We start from the raw sequence: 20,044 nt of genomic DNA, 5'->3' as shown, positions 1-20,044 counted from the left end.
TCCCTGTTATTAATAAAACAGAATACCAACGTGTAACTGATACGATCAGGCATGAGTGATTTACAGTATTTTGGTTGTTGTGCCCCATCTCGGGGTAATCTAACTTAGAGTTAGACAACACCAGTGTATACTGTATTGCTCATGCCTTTTTTGGCTTCTGTTTTGCAGAAATTGAATAATATGATTAAGGAAGTGACCTCAATGTTTAAGAAGATGTTCGGCGTTTTGCAAAGAGTTGGTAAGGCGCTAATGCTTCCGGTTGCCATCCTGCCTGCGGCAGGTTTGCTGCTCGGAATAGGTAACATGCTCGTTAACCAAGATTTCCTTCAATATGTACCAGTTCTAGAGAACAATGTTGTTCAGGCTATTGCCAATGTATTAATGAACTCGGGACAAATCGTATTTAATAATTTGTCGCTATTGTTCGCCGTAGGGGTAGCCATTGGGCTGGCCGGCGGAGAGGGCGTTGCTGGGCTGGCAGCCATCATCGGTTTCCTCGTAATGAACGTTACGATGGGTACGGTTGTAGGCGTCAATGCATATGTACTTAGTCAAGGGGACTTTGCATATTCCAGTGTACTGGGTATCCCTACTCTGCAGACCGGTGTTTTCGGCGGTATATTAGTCGGGATCTTGGCTGCAGCCATGTACAAACGTTTCTTCCGAATTGAGCTGCCGTCCTATTTGGGCTTCTTCGCAGGTAAACGTTTTGTACCGATTATGACTGCTGTAACTTCCCTGGTACTCGGTCTTGCTCTGACATTGATTTGGCCGCCGATTCAACACGGTCTGAACTATGTATCCCAAAGCATGATCGATACGAATCTGACACTTTCCGCTTTTATCTTTGGGATCATTGAACGCTCCCTGATTCCATTCGGTCTGCATCATATCTTCTATTCACCATTCTGGTATGAATTCGGAAGTTATGTCGACAAAGCAGGCGATCTGGTCCGTGGTGACCAACGTATCTTTATGCAACAGCTTCGTGACGGTGTGCCATTTACAGCGGGTACATTTACTACAGGTAAATACCCGTTCATGATGTTCGGTCTTCCGGCAGCAGCGCTGGCTATCTATCATGAAGCCAGACCTGAGAACAAAAGGGTTGTCGGCAGTTTGATGGTTTCGGCAGCATTGACCTCATTCCTGACAGGGATCACTGAGCCGCTGGAATTCTCATTCTTGTTCGTAGCTCCTCTGCTGTTCGCTGTGCATGCCGTGTTTGCAGGTTTGTCATTTATGACTATGCAAATTCTAAATGTTAAGATCGGGATGACCTTCTCCGGTGGGTTCATTGACTTTGTACTTTTCGGCGTTATTCCGAACCGTACACATTGGTGGCTTGTCATACCGGTAGGTCTTGTCCTTGCAGTGATTTACTACTTCGGCTTCCGTTATGTTATTCGCAAGTTCAACCTGAGAACTCCAGGTCGTGAAGATGAGACTGAAGATGATGGTGAAGTTAACGCTGAAGCAATTTCTACTGCAGGTTACGATCTGCCGCGCAACATTCTGTCCGCTCTGGGTGGCAAGGAGAACATCACCCATCTAGATGCTTGTATTACCCGTCTTCGTGTTGAAGTTAAGGATAAGGCTGGCGTAGATAAGAGCCGTCTGAAGAAGCTTGGTGCATCCGGCGTGCTTGAAGTCGGAAATAATGTACAAGCCATCTTCGGTACACGATCCGATACGATCAAATCACAAATACAGGATGTTATGAATGGCAAGACACCGGTATCCGCTCCAGTAACGATCGCTCCGCAGCCTGATTTGGAGAAGAAGGCTGGCGAAGAAGCTGCCGCGATCATTCCGGAAGATATCGTTTCTCCAGTAAACGGCGAGTTGATGGATATAACCTTGGTTCCAGACCAAGTATTCTCGCAAAAAATGACGGGTGATGGTTTCGCCTTCCTGTCAGATGACGGTAAGATTGCTTCGCCGGTCTATGGTAAAATCTTTAATGTATTCCCAAGTAAGCACGCTATTGGCATCATGTCCGATGGAGGCAAGGAAGTGCTTGTTCATATCGGTGTGAACACTGTTAAGCTAAAAGGTCAAGGGTTTACTATTCTTGTTGAAGAGGGTGACCTTGTAGCAGCAGGCCAGGCAATTATGGAGGTTGATCTGGAGTACGTGAAGGCACATGCGCCTTCTGTAATGTCTCCGGTCATTTTCTCCAATCTGCCAGAAGGTTCTACTGTAACCCTGAAGAAACCGGGCAAAGTAGCAATCGGTGACAAGGATATCATCACCATTCAGTAAAATGTGCAATGGAGTTGCGCTTCCTTTATAATTGGGGGGAGCGCATCATTTATCACTATAAAACATCCCATCTATAGAAAGTGAGTTGGATAATATTATGCAAACAACATTCAGAATTATCGACGAAGACGGAATTCATGCACGCCCGGCAACAGCGCTGGTAAATACAGCTACAAAATTTAAGGATACTGAGGCTTATGCCGAAGCTAAAGGCAAAAAAGTAACCTTGAAATCCATTCTCGGCGTATTGTCCCTCGGTCTTGAAGCTGGCGATACCTTGTCTTTGATTACTGAAGGCACTGAAGAAGCGGAAGCGATGAAGGCACTTCAAGAAATCATGATCAAAGAAGGGCTGGGAGAGCTTCATGAGTAAAATTTCAGGAATCGCGGCTTCAGCAGGGATTGCCGTAGCTCGTGCCTTTATCCTGGAACACCCGGATTATACGATTACGAAGACTGCTATCAGTGATACAGAAGCAGAAGTCGCTAAACTGAATGATGCCCTCGCCAAATCAAAAACCGAGTTGCAAGTCATTAAAGAGCGTACTTTGGCAGAGCTCGGAGAGAAGAAGGCAGAGATTTTTGAATCTCATCTGCTCATACTCGAAGACCCTGAACTGATCAGCCCCGTAACTGACAAAATCCGTGAGGAATCGGTTAACGCGGACTATGCATTAAATGTAATAGCCACTCAATTTATTGAAATGTTCGAAAATATGAAAAGCACATATCTTCAGGAACGCGCTGCTGATATGCGGGACGTAACCAAACGGGTGTTGAACCACCTGCTGGGCATCCATTATGTTAGCCCTGCTGAAATTAATGAAGAGGTTATTGTCATTGCTCAGGATCTGACTCCATCCGATACGGCGCAGTTAAACCGCAAATTCGTTAAAGGTTTCACAACGAATATCGGTGGACGTACATCCCATTCCGCTATTATGGCCCGCTCTCTGGAGATTCCAGCGGTTGTAGGGACTAAGGATGTTCTATCCAAAGTAAAAACCGGTGATCTGGTTATCGTGGACGGTCTTAACGGAGATGTTCTGATCAATCCTAGCGAAGCAGAAGTCGCAGAATACATCAGCAAACAAAAGGCCTATGACTTGCAGATCGCAGAGTGGAAGAAACTACGCGATGAGCCGACAGTTTCGGCTGATGGCAAACATGTTGAGCTGGCTGCCAATATTGGTACACCTAACGATGTAAATGGTGTTATTGAAAATGGCGGGGAAGGTGTGGGTCTGTATCGTACAGAATTTCTGTACATGGGCCGCGACAAGTTGCCTTCCGAAGAAATTCAGTACAATGCTTATCGTACCGTGCTGGAGAATATGAAGGGCAAACCCGTAGTTGTGCGTACTCTTGATATCGGTGGTGACAAAGAGCTGCCTTATCTTGAGCTGCCGAAGGAAATGAACCCTTTCTTAGGATTCCGCGCTATACGTTTGTGTCTGGATCGTCAGGACATCTTCCGCACACAGCTGCGGGCCCTGCTTAGAGCGAGTGTTCACGGAGACCTTCGTATTATGTTCCCGATGATCGCTGTGCTTAGCGAGTTCCGGGCTGCACGTGATTTGCTGCTGGAAGAAAAAGCTAAGCTGAAAGAAGAAGGTATTGAAGTTTCGGACAACATTCAACTGGGCATAATGGTCGAGATACCATCCACTGCTGTTCTTGCCGACCAGTTTGCCAAGGAAGTTGATTTCTTCAGTATCGGTACAAATGACCTTATCCAGTATACGATGGCTGCTGACCGTATGAATGAACAGGTATCTTACCTGTATCAGCCGTACAATCCGGCTATCCTGCGTTTGGTCAAAATGGTTATAGACGCAGCACATGCGGAAGGCAAGTGGACAGGAATGTGTGGCGAAATGGCTGGAGACACAACAGCTATTCCGTTGCTTCTGGGACTTGGTCTTGATGAATTCAGCATGAGCGCGACTTCAATCCTGCCTGCGCGCAGCCAAATCTCCAAATTGTCTGCTGCAGATATGAAGGAATTGGCCGCCAAAGCACTGCAATTGGGCACTGCTGAGGAAGTTGCGGTGCTTGTGCAGAGCATCGGCAATTAATTTTTTCTCAGGCATTAATCCGTTTTGTATTACACTTTTCCAACTACTATGGCCGGCTTCCTTTCGGGGGCTGGTTTTTTTTGATTTAAGAATTTATATGTTTCACACGATAACTGATCCTTATATTTCTCGAAGACACGGGTGCCGTCCATAAAGGACGGCGAAGTCGCTTTTTTTTGTGACGTAATGTTCCATAAATCTTCACTGGTCTAGCTTTGAAGGAGAGAGGTATACTATACTTAGAATAGTTGCTTTCAAATTACAAGCTTATGTAAGTAAGGAGAAATACCGATAGTATTAATAAGTCGGTAACAAAAAGAGCATATGGAACCCAAACCTGTGAACATACTGTTACATATTATAGTATGAATAAGAGAGTGAACGTACTACAGCTACTTGACCTGCAGAGCTGTGTGAGTATTTATTTTATATAGATTGGGAATATATGGACGTAAAAGCAACCTGGTAGTTTCAGCAGGAAGCAATAGGATGGTGAATCTAATGAGCAGCAATTATATAAATGTAGAATCCGTGATTGAGACATATGAGGGTAAGGATCTAGGCTTGACATACTCAAAGAACTATTGTGTATTCAAAGTCTGGGCGCCTACAGCCCTGACAGTATCGCTAGTGTTGTATGAAACTGGCGGTAACGATGCTGCCGGAATCAAAGACAGCGGACGTATCGTAAATATGCAACTTGAGAATGGCGGAGTGTGGCGGGTAAAGCTGGCAGGCGATTTAAAAGGGAAATATTATATGTACCGTGCTGTATTCGCCAATGGAAAGTTAGTTGAAGCAGCTGATCCGTATGCAATTGCGGTATCGGCCAACGGCGTTCGGACGGCGATTGTAGATTTGCGGGATACCGATCCTCAGCAATGGGAAGAGGATAGTTCTCCTCCCTTGAGACACCCTTCTGATGCTGTGATTTATGAACTGCATGTACGTGATTTCTCGGCCGATGAGAGTTCAGGAATGCTTTATAAGGGCAAATTCAAGGCTTTTACCGAATCCGGATTAAGTGATCCAGTAGGTGGCTCATTGGGTATTGATCATTTAGTGCAGCTAGGAATTACTCATGTTCATTTATTGCCGGTATTCGATTTTCAGACAATAGATGAATTGGGAAATAGTGATGAGAATGCTACGGCCGCGTATTTTACAGAGTACAACTGGGGCTATGACCCACAGCATTATAATGTGCCGGAAGGCTCTTATAGTACTAATCCTGCCGATCCGGGAGTGCGAATCCGTGAATTTAAGGAAATGGTGCAGGCTTTGCACAGTCATGGTATTTCCGTGATTATGGATGTTGTATATAACCATACGTATTCGGTTGAGAAAGGGCCTTTTGATCCTCTAGTTCCGGACTATTTCTACCGCCATGACTTTACTGGACGTTTGTCTAACGGCTCAGGCGTGGGCAACGAGATTGCCACAGAACGTCCAATGGTACGTAAATATATCAAGGAATCTTTATCCTATTGGGCCTCGGAGTATCACATCGATGGTTTCCGCTTTGATCTCATGGGTCTGATGGACAGTATTACCATGCGTGAGATTACCGAAGAGCTGCGTTTGGAAGTGAATCCTAACCTGCTTCTTTATGGAGAACCTTGGACGGGGGGAGATTCTCCGCTGATGACCAAGACTCTAAAGGGTGTGCAGCGTGGTAAAGGTTATGCAGTCTTTAATGATAACTTCCGTTCTGCGATCAAAGGAGATAGTGACGGTTGGGGAAGAGGTTTCGTTACTGGCGAGTATGATAAAGAAGGTGCTGTTGCTGCAGGGATTAAGGGAGCCATTCATGATTTCAGCGAATCACCTGTGGAATCTGTCAATTATGTGAGCGCCCATGACAATTTGAATCTCTGGGATAAGCTGCTTACTACGCAGGGATTGCGTCAGGAAGCTAATTTGCCTGATATGGAGAATGGCAGGTTGAAGAATGGCGGGAGCGTAGAAGAAGCCGTTGCGCAGGCTTTTCCTTATGTAAGCATCGATATGCAAGACATTCTGGGGAATGAAACGGTGCGGCGTTCCCTATTGGCTAACGGAATTATATTAACCTCACAAGGCATTCCTTTTCTGCAAGCCGGAGACGAGCTCCTGCGCACTAAATATGGGGATCATAACAGCTACCGCAGCAGTGATGCCATCAACGCCATACGTTGGGACAACAAGAGTATATTTATGCCTGTGTTCAAATACTATCAAGGTCTGATTGAGCTGCGGCGCAATCATCCGGCATTCCGCTTGCACGGTCGACAAGAAATTGAGCGTTCCCTGGAGTTTCTTCGCTGTGAGGGAGGTATTGTGTCTTATATACTCCGCAATAATGCCGGTAGTGACCTATGGAATAACATAGTAGTGATATTTAACGCTAATAATGAACAGATATCCATGCCGCTTCCCGATGTGTCTGAGAGTTGGAATGTAGTAGTGGACCATACCGGAGCAGGCACAGAAACAATTCGTAAGGTAGAGGGCAACTTGGTACAGCTTGAAGGTCTGTCGATGATGGTACTCTATGATGCTTGCGGTGAGCCAGGTCCTCGAGCCAAAGTCATTGAGATTCAGTATGAACGTCCAGATGGCGATTACCGGGGCTGGAATCTTTGGGTCTGGGGAACGGGTATTCAGGATGGACAAAGCGATTTTCGACAAATGGAGAATGGACGCGCGATAGCACGCATTGAAGTCCAGCCGGATACGTCTTCTATTGGTTATATATTACGCTTGAATGATTGGGAAGAGAAAGATGGAAACGGAGACCATTTTATCGATTGTTCCAGTGATGAAGAAGTTATCAAAGTACTGATCCGGGACCGCGAACAGAAAAGTAATGAAGCGGCGGATGATGATCTGAAGTTAACTAGTTAAGTAGGAATAAATAGGGGGATGTCCAACAACCATGGTAAATGGCTGCTGTGCATCCCCTTTTCTATGGAACAAGACTTGAATGGATGAATAGTTGCTAAAACACTTGTTGTTGTTTTATAAAAGGCTTAATTTTGCTCAATGGTCTGGTCGGAAACTTCTTCATCCATACGTTTATCATAAAGATTAGCTTCATTGCCACCGTTTTTTTTGGAACGGTACATAGCCAAATCAGCGGCACGCAGCAGTTCATTAATACTGCGGCCATGTTGAGGGTACAGAGCCACACCAATACTTGCTGAAGTAAGAAAGCTGGAACCATTGTTAATGGGCCATGATTTGCTGAAGAGCTGCAGCAGACGGCTCAGGACTTCATCCAGAAGGTCTGGATTGTTGAAACGGTGAATGACGACTGCAAACTCGTCACCACCAATTCGAAATGCTTGTCCTGCCCCTTTGACTGTCTGTTGCAGTTCGCGTGAGAGAATCTGCAGGAATTCGTCTCCAGCCAGATGTCCCAGTGTATCGTTTAGCTGCTTGAACCTGTCACAATCAAGCAACGCCAAGGCAATTTCCTGCTGATGTTCCTCTGGCTGGGAAATGAGATTCTCCATATACATTTTGAAATGGGCTCGATTGGGGATTGCGGTCAAATGATCATAAAAGGCTAGCTTATGCAGCCGCTCTTCGTACTGTTTCCGTTGTGTAATTTCACGAGAAACGAGCATAAATTGCGCTGCGAGCGAACGACTGCCCGTAATCGGCGTTACTTTGGTTTCAAGCCATACCCAATGCCCCTCAGCCCCACGCATGCGCAGCTCGGACTCACGTGGTGTTCCTTGAACTACACTCTTCAATTTAGCCCAGGAAATCTCTGGCTCACGGATGTAATTTGAGAGCGGTTCCCCTTTTTTGGGGATATACCCGAGAATGCTCAAGTGTGAAGGGGAGGCATATATAATCAGTCCATTAGGGTCAGTTAATATAATATAGTCGGACATCGTCTCACCGATCAGCTGGTACAGTGTTTGCTCTTCCTGCATTTCACCTTGGAGCGCAATAATTTTACGACCCAGATAAATAATTACCAGAATCAGCAGAAACAAGAGCAGGGAGTATAGCGCAAAAAGCGAGCTTTTTTTATCATGAAATACGGTTGTTACTTCTTGTGCATAGCTGTCGATCAAATCTTCGGATTTATCCAGTCTGCTACGGATGTCATTCAGCTGTGTATTGGTGAGAACCGCGGAGAATGAGGCCGGGTCCCAACCCTCTTGAGATCGACTGGAAATCAGCGTGCTACCCGTATCCTTCCATTTCCCGAAGGAGGCTTCGAAGGAAGAAAGCTCCTGTTTAAGCTCAGTGAGTTGAAGTTCACCCTGGGTCATTACATTATAGGGTTTCTCGATAGCATTGATATTATATTTGGCTGTATTCACGCGTTCCTCAATCTGGGTATTATTATCATCAAATAGCTGTGCCAGCTCTTTTAGTTCTGCTTCTGTAGTGTTTGGATTCATTGCGGTATGAAGTGCAACCGCAGCTTGATAAAGATCACGATCGGCGTTTAGGATGAGCTCAGAGTTCTGGAATACATCATCATATAAGGATTCAGATAATTTATTGATCGTATAGTTCAGGTACAATAAGGAGGCAACGCTGATGCCAACCAGCAAAATTGAGATAGCAGCGAACAAAAGGATTAATCTGCGTGTTATTTTGACCTCTGCGAAACCAGTCACTGTTATCCTCTCCCCGCATAAGACTTATGACAATCTTATCGCACCGTTACTATGAGCATTCGGAAGCAATCTATCTGTGAGAAGGCAAGGGAGAATACATCATTCATATGTGAGTCCGTGGCTTCTTATTATCAAGTATATAGGACGTCCCATATATAGAGCAATTACCTGACATATAATAATAATGATATCGTAGAAGGATGAACAATAAATACTTTAATATGGTAAATATGGATATTTTGATGTAATTACAAAGAACTATGTATGTACTATTGCCTCTATCATATTCAAACCCTTGAGTCTTATTACCCAGACTTATCGCAAACGATACACTCTAAGATATAAAAAAACTGTCCACAGTCATAAAGATGACAGGGACAGTTTTTTGGAGTATTGCTAGATTTTGCTGCTTATTTAGGTGAGGTTTATTCGTTGCGCAAGGCATGAATTGGACGTAACCGTGCGGCTTTGTTAGCCGGCATCATACCGAAGATCACACCGATTAACAAGGAAAAAATGAAAGAGATAAGTACCATGTCCCAGGCAATGGATACCGTAAGTGGAGAGTACTTTCCAAGTAGCCAACTGCCGCCAACGCCAATCCCGACTCCGATGAATCCACCCAAGCCGCTGAGCACGATGGACTCGATCATGAACTGGGCCAGAATATCGAATTTTTTGGCGCCTATGGCTTTGCGGATACCGATTTCTCGGGTTCTTTCATTGACGGATACAATCATGATATTCATGATTCCGATGCCGCCAACGAACAAGGAAATACCGGCGATACCAGCCAATGCCATAGAAAGTGTATCCGTAGTGGAATTCACTGTTTCCAGCATTTCCTGAGAGTCAAATACAGTAAAGGCGTTATCCGCATTATTGAATTTGACATTCAGCAAGCTTTCCAACTTATCCTTGACTGTCGTTACAGTGTCCGCAGTCGTTGTAGCAACCGTGATGGAGCGAACTCCTTTGCTCTGCAGTTGGCGTTCCGCTGTGGAGATAGGAATCAGAATCTTATCGTCGTTGGAACTATTAAGACTGGAGCCCTTCGTTTCCAGCAGACCGACTATTTTATAGCTAATTCCGTTCAATTGAACCTTTTGACCTACAGGACTATCGGTACCGAACAAATCTTCCGCTGTGCTCGAGCCGATCAGAGCAACTTTTTGTCGATATTCTGTATCAATATCGAGCAAAAAGCGTCCAGCCTGCACGTGAAAATCCTTAACATCTTCATACGAGGGAGTAATTCCCTCGACAGAGACACTTACATTATCAGTATTATGCTTGGCTGTAACGTTGCCGGTGATCACAGGCGCGACATTCTCGACACCTTCAATATCCCCGAGCGCCAATGCCTCCTTATAGGTAAGCGAGGTTGTTGCTCCACGACCCGTAATGTTCACGGTTAGCTGATTCGTACCGAGTCCGTTTAACTGCTCTGTGATCTGTGAAGTAGTACCCTGGCCTACAGAAACGAGTATGATGACAGACGACACACCGATAATAATACCCAGCATCGTTAGAAAAGCTCTTACTTTACTACTGCTGATGCTCTTTAACGCCATCCTCATACTTTGATACAATTTCACCTAGCATTCCTCCGATCCTCAACGAGGTTGCCGTCCTGTATACGAATAATACGTTTCGCTTGGTTGGCAATTTCTAGGTCATGTGTAATCAAGATGATGGTGTGACCCTGTTTGTTCAATTCTTGAATCATTTGCATGACTTCTTGTCCGGTCCGCGTGTCGAGCGCTCCGGTGGGTTCATCAGCAAGCAGAATAGGGGGAGAACCCGCCATCGCCCGTGCTATTGCCACGCGCTGCTGCTGACCACCCGAAAGCTCAGAAGGCCGATGGTGCATTCTATCCTCCAGACCTACTTTAACTAGAGCTTCATGTGCCAGCTGTTTTCGTTCCCGGTGGGAAAGACCGCGATAGATAAGCGGCAGTTCCACATTCTCAGCAGCAGATAGCTTGGGCAGCAGGTTAAAGCTTTGGAAGATAAAGCCGATCTTCTCATTGCGGATCGCCGCGAGCTTATTGTCGGATAACTTTCGGACCTCCTGTCCGTCCAGAAGATAACTTCCTTCATCGGAAATATCCAGACAGCCGAGCATGTTCATCAGCGTGGATTTACCGGAACCTGAAGGGCCAATGATGGCTACAAATTCGCCAAAATCAATCGTAAAGCTCAAATCCTTCAGTACCGTCATTGTCTCACCAGCCATTTTGTAACCGTGGGTCATGTTGTTAACTTGGATAAGCGGTTCTGAAGCACTCATCTACCGCCACCTCCGCTAAAACCACCGCCACCTCCGGTACCTCCACTAAAGCCACCACCAGTACCGCCGCTAAACCCGCCACCAGTACCGCCAAATCCGCCCATGCCTCCTGGGGTTTGTACTTCAGTGGCTGCTGTACCAGTGTTAGTAGAGATTACGGTAGGAATAATGACTTCGTCCCCTTCACTAAGTCCGCTGACAATTTCAATGCTGCTCTCATCATGAATGCCCACTTCTACAGTAACCATCTGCTGATTAGCAGTGCCACGTGTTCCTCCTGACTGAGCGCTGCTGCCCCCTGCCCATTGGTCCTTATTGCCTGTGGAAGAAGCTGTTCCGCCAGCAGCACCAGGTGCACCGCTAGGCATAACGCCGCCAGTACCTCGCGTGCGTGTTCCGCCATAACCCGTCCCACTACCAGTACCGCTACCGCGTGTGCGTGTCCCACCATAACCCGTTCCACTACCAGTACCGCCGGTACCTGTTCCGCCAGACATCGCGCCGCCAGCAGCACCTGGCGCACCACTAGGCATAACCCCGCCTTCAGCAGCACCAGGAGCGCCGCTAGGCATAGGTGCCTGGCCCTCATCGGTTGCAGCACCTGGGGCTCCAGTTGTTCCGGTAGCTGTTCCGGCTGCTACTGGTATGGCTACAGTATGTGTGCCGTTTCTTTCCTGAACAGCTTCAATAGGTACGAGTAATACATCCTTTTTCTCTGCTGTTGTGATGGAAACTTCAGCGGACATCCCTACACGGGCACTTTCAGATGTTGTTAAGCCCACTGTAACATCGAATAGGGACACACCGTTTGTGGTTACACCTTCCTCAGCAATATCCGTGACAGTTCCCTTAAATTCATTATCTGGGAGGGCATCCAATGTAATGGTGGCTGGCATACCTTCCTTAACAGTAGGAATGTCCAATTCATCTACTTGCACAATGACGCTCAGGTTGGCGTAATCGGTAATGTCGATCAGCTCAGAGCCATCCATGGCTTGTTCACCACTAGCGATATTAACTACAGTTATAGTTCCGTCGATCGGAGCGGTCAGCGCATCGGGAGGGACCATATCTTCCTCTACAGAGGCTATTTTTTCGATTTGGGTAGTGATGTCTGTTTTTGCTTTTTCAATCGAACGTTTAGCTGTAGATAGATCATCCTCTGAAGCTCCGGCCTGTGCCAGCTTCTTGTATGACTCCTGCTTATCTTCAAGATCAGACTGAAGCGATTGAAGGGAGGTTTTCTCTTGGGTAAGATTGTCGCTTAGATCATCGCCTTCGAAGGTGATCAGAGTCTGACCTTTCTTGACGACATCTCCTTGTTCAACAAGAACCTCTGCTACTTTTCCGGAATCCTTCGTTTTAACTTTGCTAGTCTCGGTAGCCGTTACGGCTCCGGCTCCGGATACACTGACAACAATATCACCTTTCGTAACTGTAGCTGTATTAACGGGTACTTCAGCAGCCTGACTATTTTTATCGGGAAGAAACGTATACACCAGCAGTCCAGCCGTCACTACAGCCACTACCCCAATCGTCCAGAGCAACACTTTTTTCTTCTTCATTTCTATCCTCCACATATCTATCAGATTTCTTGGCATATAACACTTAGTTGGTGCTGGTGTCAGTATCAGTAGTGGTATCTGTATTCTCTGTAGTTGCCGACTTTGGCGTAGCCTCGTAAGTGAGGTTATAGTTTTGAGTACCCAGCAGAATTCGCTCACCCTGGAACTCGTCGTAAATATTGACGCGGATATTCCCTCCGGTTAACGTCTTGTAAAGATTACTGTTAAACGTTGTTGCATAGGATTTGAAATTGCCTACCGTTAGGTCGGTGCCCATTGTTAAAGTCTTCTCAAGAGATTGTCCATAAGGGTCAACTACCTCCATCACAAGCTTATGTTCGTAAGTGCCTGCTTCGTAGATACCAGTCTTGGACAGGTTATAGGTCATAACCATATTTAATGTATCCTTACCTTCATTTAGAGTGCCAGTAATACCAGTAACGGCGAGGCTGTAAGGGAACAGTTCCAGACTTAGCAGACTGGCAAGCGGAGTTACCGATGTTTTATTAAGTGATAATCCCACCGTGTTGATATAACCAGTCGATGTGCCGCCAAGAGCAGTCAGTTTTCCGTCAGCTATGCCTTCGCCAATATAAAGTACCAGTTGGGAGGTATCCACATTAAGCGGGAGTTTGCTCCAGATGGTTACTAGATTTTTACCGTTCGGACTGGTAGCAGTTGTCGACTGACTGACTTCTGCTTCGTAATATTGATTGTCTGGTGTTTTGTAATAAGCAACAAGCTGTGCCTGATCTGACTTGCGTGACTCTTCATTGTTCATTTCCAGCTCAGTGTACATCAGGTTGGAGCTGCTGCCGCTATATACGGTTGTTCGACGTTCCAGCACCGCAGCTTTTTTGCCTGTAATGTCGATATGGAAGGTACTGCCTACAGCTAAGGATTCGATGTTATTATCCAGCTGTGTCGTGTTGAGCGAAAGGAAGTTCGTGGTTACGTTGTTGGCAGTTTCCTGCAGTATAATCTTCAACTGCTGATAATTATAGGCATAAGGAAGGTTGGCTTTAACATATAAGTCAGTCGTTTCATTCGGACCCAGAATGGTCTGTGTACTTGTGGTTACGACCTGAGTGGTGCTGCTGAAGTCGCTGTCTCCAGCCTTAATGACACCTGTAAGAGTCGGAAGCTGTACGGAAGTAGATTTCGTGTTGCGGACGCTGATCTTGGCTACCACCTGATCTTCATCCGACCAAGGCAGTCTCTGAATAGAATCCAGGGTTACTCCGAACGTTCCATGGCTGTTCTCTACGCTGTATTCCGTAGCAAGTGAATTGTTGGTTTGCAGGGAATAAGGGATCTGGTAATAGGCCGTTGGGAAAATAATCTTGTCTGTGACCGCTGGCTCAGTCATTTGTAATTGCAGTGTGCCCTGGTTCAGCTTTAAGGGAATATCGACGTTCAGTATGATAGTTTTTTCTTCAAGAGGTTTTAGCGTCAGGCTGGCAAAATCCGTAGTATCTACCGGAAAGCTGTAGCCTTCAACGGCTTTGACTACAAATTCGTAGGCAGGCAGAGTCACCGCTTTATTGCCGCTATTTTTCACTCGGAATTGCAGTGTCCACTTGGCGGTATCATCTTCTGAATATACTTTAGCGCTCTTTAGCTGTGTCTCAACCGTATTGCTGTTGATTGTAAGCTTCTTAATCGCATTGGCTGCTACAGAGAGGTTTGGAGTAGCCGCTGCAGGCAGCTTATAGGAAACGACAGGAAGATCTATTTTTAAAGTGGTGTCTTCTTGGGCAAACAGCAATGCCATATTATCGGTCTTCATATAGGAGGGGATTTCTGTTAAGTAATAAAGGGTCTTTTTCTCTTGCGGCTGTATTTTGTAACCGCTGCTAGAATCGTCAAGAGTCAGTTCAAATACAGAACCCCCAGAGGAGGCTAGATATCCTTTAAGTCCGGTATCGCTAAGTACTTTGGTACCGAGATTTGCGAGACTGACGCCTATTTTGGCATATGCTTTGCCGTTATATTTATAGATCTGCAGACTTTCTGCTTTGGTGGTTATGGGCAGATTGCTGAGGGTTACCTTCTTACTCTGTCCTCTGGCGACGGCGGATGAATAAGTGGATGGCACTGTAAAGGTTCCTAGTCTTTTTTGATAATCTGCACTGCTGAAATCCCAGCCGTATAAAGAAATCTTCACTCCGTTTATTTTGGTAGCTTTGCCGACATTTACGTAATAGGTCACAGACTGGCTGCTATTAGCGGATATTGTCTTGATGGCTGCACTGGCCGTAATGGGACTTCCCTGAATGACAGTACCGCCTGTTGTAGTCACTTTGGAGAAGAAGTCAATCAGATTTACACTGCTGCTATTGCCGTTGTAATAGGTGAGTGTGTATGTAAGTATGTTGCCGCTATCCTGTGCAAACAGACTCACATCGGTCAGCTTAGTGCTAACGTTGCTCTTAAGTGAAATAGAGCCTAATTTGTCCAGAGTGAATACTGTTGCTGTCGTTGCTGCTTTGACGGCCGAAGTGCCCGTGGTTGCTGCATATGCTCCGTATGATACAGTTTGGCTAAGAACCGCGGCGCTTAGCAGAACTAGGGCATACGTCTTTCTTCGTTTATGCATGAATTTCCCTCCCTGTATAAAAACCTTTACTATCCGAAACTTCCTTATGGGGCTTGGATAGTCAGGCCCTCTTAGAAAGGAAAAATATCAAATCTGGCTGAAAGTTTGCTGAAGATTTCTCCAATAAATGGCTTTGAACCTTAAAGGAAGCTTAAAGAAAGATAAAGATTTGCTCAAATTTGCTTCTCTTGTCAAAACGATGGTTTTTGCATATAATGAATAGACATATCTCCTTAAGCCAAGGAGATGCTTGAACACAAGATGAAACGGCTTTGCCGCCCTCTGAAAGAGGCGGCATCCGTTTCTTCGAGAAATATAAGGATAAGTTGTCGTGTGAAGCATATAAATTCTTATATTTTTAGAATAAACTACAAAATGCAGTGATGGAGAAGAGTACGCAGTGCCTGTCTTACAGGGAGGAAACGCCAATGATTGAGAGCGTTTCTACGAAACAGAGCTGCAGAATTTCACTCCGGAGCAGTTCCCTTAAATTCCGCTCAATTTTTCTTGTTGTGGAAGAGTAGGGGAGATCGGCCGCAGACCGTTATTCCTGTGTAAAGTAAGATGGGTCTTATGTTGCCTGTCTAACAAGGGTGGTACCACGGTCTTTTCGTCCCTTACCGGGAGGAAAGGCCTTTTTTTGTTGAACCAGACAATGATTATAAGGGGGCTGTACACAGCCATGAAAGAAAAATTGGAAGCATTGAAGAATGAAGCGTTGGCTAAGTTGCAGGAGGTTACAGATCCGCAGATATTGAATGATCTACGAGTGAAATACCTAGGCAAAAAAGGTGAGCTAACAGAGGTTTTGCGTGGGATGGGAAGTCTTAGTGCGGAGGAACGTCCGGTTATTGGACAAGTTGCGAATCTGGTGCGAAGTGCGATTGAGGAGATTATTGGCGCGAAGCAGGAGGTTTTTCAACAAGAGGAGACCTTAAACCGCTTGCAGGCTGAGAAAGTGGATGTTACATTGCCTGGCCGCCAATTGCAGCAAGGGGGGATTCATCCCCTCACCAGAGTCGTGCAAGAAATCGAGGACATCTTTATCGGCATGGGCTATCGAGTCGCTGAAGGTCCTGAGGTGGAGACGGATTATTATAACTTTGAAGCACTAAATCTGCCCAAAAACCATCCAGCCCGTGATATGCAGGATTCCTTTTATTTGACGGAAGATCTGCTCATGCGCACCCAAACTTCCCCTGTACAGATTCGTACCATGCAGGCGATGAATGGGGAAGCACCAGTCAAAATCATCTGTCCGGGTAAAGTGTTCCGACGTGATGATGACGATGCTACCCACTCCTTCCAGTTTCATCAAATTGAAGGATTGGTCATCGGCCGCAATATTCGGATGAGTGATCTGAAGGGAACTCTGCTTCAATTCGTCAAGGAGATGTTCGGAGCCAATACAGGCATTCGTCTTCGTCCCAGCTTTTTCCCGTTCACCGAACCAAGCGTTGAAGTAGATGTAAGCTGCTTTAAATGCGGCGGTGACGGCTGCAGGCTGTGTAAGCAAAGCGGTTGGCTGGAAATCCTCGGCGCCGGCATGGTGCATCCCAATGTGCTGGAAATGGGCGGATATGATCCTGCCGAGTTCAGCGGCTTCGCATTCGGAATGGGCGTTGAGCGGATCGCGATGCTTAAATATGGCATAGACGACATTCGCCATTTCTATAGTAACGACATGAGTTTCGTGAAGCAGTTCAAGGGCGTTTAGATTTTTGGTGGGTGTGTAAGGCTGTCAGGGTTTGGGAGTATAAGAGGCAATTTGGTTGCCGATTGCTCTTAGTTCAAACTGTTAAAAGGACCGGAGAGGAATTTTGGAACTGTAGGAGCGATAGCGACCGCCTTTGTCCCCGGATTTAATCCGCTTTGCGGTAAAATCAAAATAAATCTGGGGACAACAGCGGCCGGAAGTCCAAACATTCCTTGTAGGGAGAATAATAACAGTCTTTTAATTAAGTAGAAGTTGGTTGACGAAAGTCATTGTACTCCTACCCGACAGTTAGACTCAACCGGCAAGTAGATAAATACATCTGAAACATAAAGGAAGTGCGGACATGAAAGTATCAACCAGATGGTTGGCTGATTATATATCATTAGAAGGAGTAACCGCTGAGGAGCTGGCCGAGAAGATTACTACAGCCGGCATCGAGATTGATGGTGTGGAACGCCGTAACAAAGGTCTTTCCGGCATCGTAACCGGTTATGTGAAATCGAAGGAAAAACATCCGGATGCAGATAAGCTGAATATCTGCATCGTTGACGTAGGCCAAGGTGAGGATCTGCAAATCGTCTGCGGTGCCAAGAATGTCGAAGCTGGACAAGTGGTTCCTGTAGCTATTGTGGGCGCCAAGCTGCCAGGTCTGGATATCAAAAAGGCGAAGCTGCGTGGTGTGCTGTCGCAAGGAATGATCTGTTCAGCTAAAGAATTAGGATTGAATGATAAGCTGCTGCCTAAAGAACTGCAAGAAGGCATTCTTGTCCTTCCTGAGGGAACAGAAATTGGCCTGGATATTACGAAGGTGCTGGATTTGAACGATGAAGTACTGGAATTCGATCTTACGCCGAACCGTTCTGATTGTCTGAGCATGATCGGTGCGGCCTATGAGGTAAGCGCCATTCTCGCCCGCGACCTTACACTGCCAAAGCCTGAGACAGAAATAGTTGAAGTAAGCAAAGCTGCTGCTGATTCCATTTCCGTTACAATAGAGAATGAAGAATACTGCGGTCATTATGCAGTGCGTTATATTTCTGGTGTTAAGTCTGCGGCTTCTCCGCTGTGGATGCAGAATCGCTTGATGGCTGCGGGTGTTCGTCCTATTAATAATATCGTGGATATCACTAATTACGTTATGCTCGAATATGGACAGCCGATGCATGCCTTTGATGCAGATAAAGTTGAGGGCGGTGTGCTTGGCGTTCGTCTTGCACGCGCAGGTGAAGTTCTGACTACACTAGATGGTCAGGAGCGGAAGCTTGCACCACAGATGTTGGTAATCGCTGATGGAGTGAAAGCTGTGGCTTTGGCCGGTGTCATGGGCGGCTTGGCTACAGAAGTTACGAGTGATACCGTGAATATCGTGCTGGAGTCTGCCAGATTTGATGGAGGAACGGTTCGCAAGGCATCGCGTCAGTTGGGACTTCGCTCTGAAGCTTCCTTGCGCTTCGAGAAGGAAGTAGATCCCCATACGGTTATTGCAGCACTGAACCGTGCTGCTGCGCTTATTGCCCGCTATGCGAGCGGCTCTGTGCATGCAGGAATTGTGCAAGCGGGAACAGACGCTGTGAAGGAGAAGGTTATTACCTTATCACTGGATAAGCTTAACCGATACCTGGGAACAGAGCTGTCTTTGCTGGAAGTGAAGGTATTGTTCAGTCGCCTTCATTTCAAATGCGGTGATGCAGGAGAGGGTCTGGTGGAAGTGCAGGTGCCTACCAGACGCGGAGATATCAGCTATGATGTTGATCTCATCGAAGAAATTGCTCGCCTGTATGGATATGATAATATCCCGACAACTCTTATTGAGGGACCAACAACGCCAGGAGCGCTCACACGTCCGCAGGTGCTGCGCCGCGAACTGCGCCGTTTGTTGTCGCACGGAGGATACCAAGAGGTTATGGGTTACTCCTTCATCCAGCCGGAACAAAGCAAGCTGTTCCCTGCACTTTCAAACGGTGGGGTTGCCGTTAAACTGGCTATGCCGATGAGTGAAGAACGCAGTGTGTTGCGTACGAGTGTTCTGCCGCAACTGCTGGAGATTGCCCGTTATAATACGAACCGCCGGCAAAGTGATCTGGCGTTGTTCGAAATCGGCAATGTGTTCTTCACGGAAGAAGAGCAGTTAACCCGTCAGCCACGTGAACTGCCCATACTTGGTCTGCTGCTGAGTGGAAGCCGTGCGGTTAAGCAATGGAACGTTGCGCTTGAACAAGTGGATTTCTTCGACTTAAAGGGTGTACTTGAATCTGTATTCGCCCATCTTGGTCTTACTGGCAAAGTAATCTATGAAGGCGACAGCCCAGAGGGTTATCATCCGGGACGTTCGGCCTCCTTATATTTGCTTGAGGAGGAAGGTCGTGTATTAATAGGAACAATGGGACAGATTCATCCCGAGCTGCAGCGTCAGCTTGATCTGGAAGATACTTATACTGCAGAGATTGCCTTGCAGCCTCTGTATGATGCGGCTCAGAACCGCCTGCAATACAGTGAGCTTGCACGTTTCCCTGGAATGGAACGCGATATCGCAGTCGTTGTGGATGCTGCTGTACCGGCGGGGAAACTGCTGGATTCGATCACTCAAAGTGGAGGAAGTCTGCTGCAGTCGGTTCAGGTATTTGATGTGTATACTGGCGGCAAGCTGGATAGTGGGAAGAAGAGTATCGCCATTTCGCTGCTATACCGTCATAGTGATCATACGTTGACTGACGAAGAGGTTGGAGAAGTGCATAACACGGTTATATCTGCACTTCAGCAAACTTTTGGTGCAGAATTAAGAAAGTAGCAGGAATTGTGTAAAGCCGCAGCGAATCCATTTAGAAACCGTGATTCGCTGCGGCTTTTTCTCATAGGGTAGAAGTGCGGAGATTAACGGTTAAACCTATTGAATTAGGCAGCT

At 46.3% G+C, this 20,044-nt stretch carries 11 protein-coding genes and 1 other annotated feature; of the genes, 6 read left to right on the top strand and 5 right to left on the bottom strand.

Features of this window, described 5'->3' with window-relative positions; all coding sequences use genetic code 11:
* Positions 1 to 201: 201 nt before the first annotated feature.
* The 4 genes from ptsG (at position 202) to pulA (ending at position 7,229) form a co-directional block, all read left to right on the top strand.
* The gene (gene ptsG / locus H1230_RS23970; RefSeq protein WP_239712362.1) at positions 202 to 2,265 is read left to right on the top strand and encodes a glucose-specific PTS transporter subunit IIBC; all 2,064 of its coding nucleotides are present in this window, start codon (positions 202 to 204) and stop codon (positions 2,263 to 2,265) included.
* A 97-nt stretch (positions 2,266 to 2,362) separates the two neighbouring features.
* Positions 2,363 to 2,638 carry an HPr family phosphocarrier protein gene (locus H1230_RS23965; protein ID WP_154121430.1) on the top strand — a complete coding sequence of 92 codons (276 nt, stop codon included), beginning with the start codon at positions 2,363 to 2,365 and terminating at the stop codon, positions 2,636 to 2,638.
* The gene (gene ptsP / locus H1230_RS23960; RefSeq protein WP_239712361.1) at positions 2,631 to 4,343 is read left to right on the top strand and encodes a phosphoenolpyruvate--protein phosphotransferase; all 1,713 of its coding nucleotides are present in this window, start codon (positions 2,631 to 2,633) and stop codon (positions 4,341 to 4,343) included. The genes H1230_RS23965 and ptsP overlap by 8 nt, the downstream gene beginning before the upstream one ends.
* 501 nt (positions 4,344 to 4,844) lie before the next feature.
* The gene (pulA, locus tag H1230_RS23955; protein ID WP_239712360.1) at positions 4,845 to 7,229 is read left to right on the top strand and encodes a type I pullulanase; all 2,385 of its coding nucleotides are present in this window, start codon (positions 4,845 to 4,847) and stop codon (positions 7,227 to 7,229) included.
* A 125-nt stretch (positions 7,230 to 7,354) separates the two neighbouring features.
* On the opposite strand, the gene H1230_RS23950 is transcribed toward pulA, so the two are convergent.
* The 5 genes from H1230_RS23950 to H1230_RS23930 all read right to left on the bottom strand — a co-directional run bounded on the left by H1230_RS23950 (position 7,355) and on the right by H1230_RS23930 (position 15,425).
* Positions 7,355 to 8,968 carry a diguanylate cyclase domain-containing protein gene (locus tag H1230_RS23950; protein WP_239712359.1) on the bottom strand — a complete coding sequence of 538 codons (1,614 nt, stop codon included), beginning with the start codon at positions 8,966 to 8,968 and terminating at the stop codon, positions 7,355 to 7,357.
* Between the two features lie 425 nt (positions 8,969 to 9,393).
* Positions 9,394 to 10,566 carry an ABC transporter permease gene (locus tag H1230_RS23945; protein WP_239712358.1) on the bottom strand — a complete coding sequence of 391 codons (1,173 nt, stop codon included), beginning with the start codon at positions 10,564 to 10,566 and terminating at the stop codon, positions 9,394 to 9,396.
* Positions 10,563 to 11,261 carry an ABC transporter ATP-binding protein gene (locus H1230_RS23940; RefSeq protein WP_239712357.1) on the bottom strand — a complete coding sequence of 233 codons (699 nt, stop codon included), beginning with the start codon at positions 11,259 to 11,261 and terminating at the stop codon, positions 10,563 to 10,565. The genes H1230_RS23945 and H1230_RS23940 overlap by 4 nt, the downstream gene beginning before the upstream one ends.
* Positions 11,258 to 12,826 carry an efflux RND transporter periplasmic adaptor subunit gene (locus H1230_RS23935; RefSeq protein WP_239712356.1) on the bottom strand — a complete coding sequence of 523 codons (1,569 nt, stop codon included), beginning with the start codon at positions 12,824 to 12,826 and terminating at the stop codon, positions 11,258 to 11,260. The genes H1230_RS23940 and H1230_RS23935 overlap by 4 nt, the downstream gene beginning before the upstream one ends.
* Before the next feature lie 43 nt (positions 12,827 to 12,869).
* Complete coding sequence (locus H1230_RS23930) at positions 12,870 to 15,425, bottom strand: hypothetical protein (protein ID WP_239712355.1); 2,556 nt, start codon at positions 15,423 to 15,425, stop codon at positions 12,870 to 12,872.
* Positions 15,426 to 15,796: 371 nt separating this feature from the next.
* Positions 15,797 to 16,046: a binding site (T-box leader), on the top strand.
* A 61-nt stretch (positions 16,047 to 16,107) separates the two neighbouring features.
* On the opposite strand from H1230_RS23930, the gene pheS reads away from it, so the two are divergent.
* A complete protein-coding gene (gene pheS / locus H1230_RS23925; RefSeq protein ID WP_239712354.1) occupies positions 16,108 to 17,142 on the top strand; it encodes a phenylalanine--tRNA ligase subunit alpha in 1,035 nt (344 codons plus the stop codon).
* A gap of 343 nt (positions 17,143 to 17,485) precedes the next feature.
* Complete coding sequence (pheT, locus tag H1230_RS23920) at positions 17,486 to 19,930, top strand: phenylalanine--tRNA ligase subunit beta (protein ID WP_239712353.1); 2,445 nt, start codon at positions 17,486 to 17,488, stop codon at positions 19,928 to 19,930.
* Positions 19,931 to 20,044 lie beyond the last annotated feature (114 nt).

It is taken from the genome of Paenibacillus sp. 19GGS1-52, assembly GCF_022369515.1.
GTDB lineage: Bacteria > Bacillota > Bacilli > Paenibacillales > Paenibacillaceae > Paenibacillus_AQ.
The sequence above is the reverse complement of the archived record's forward strand: the minus strand, read 5'-3'. Positions and strand labels throughout refer to the sequence as shown.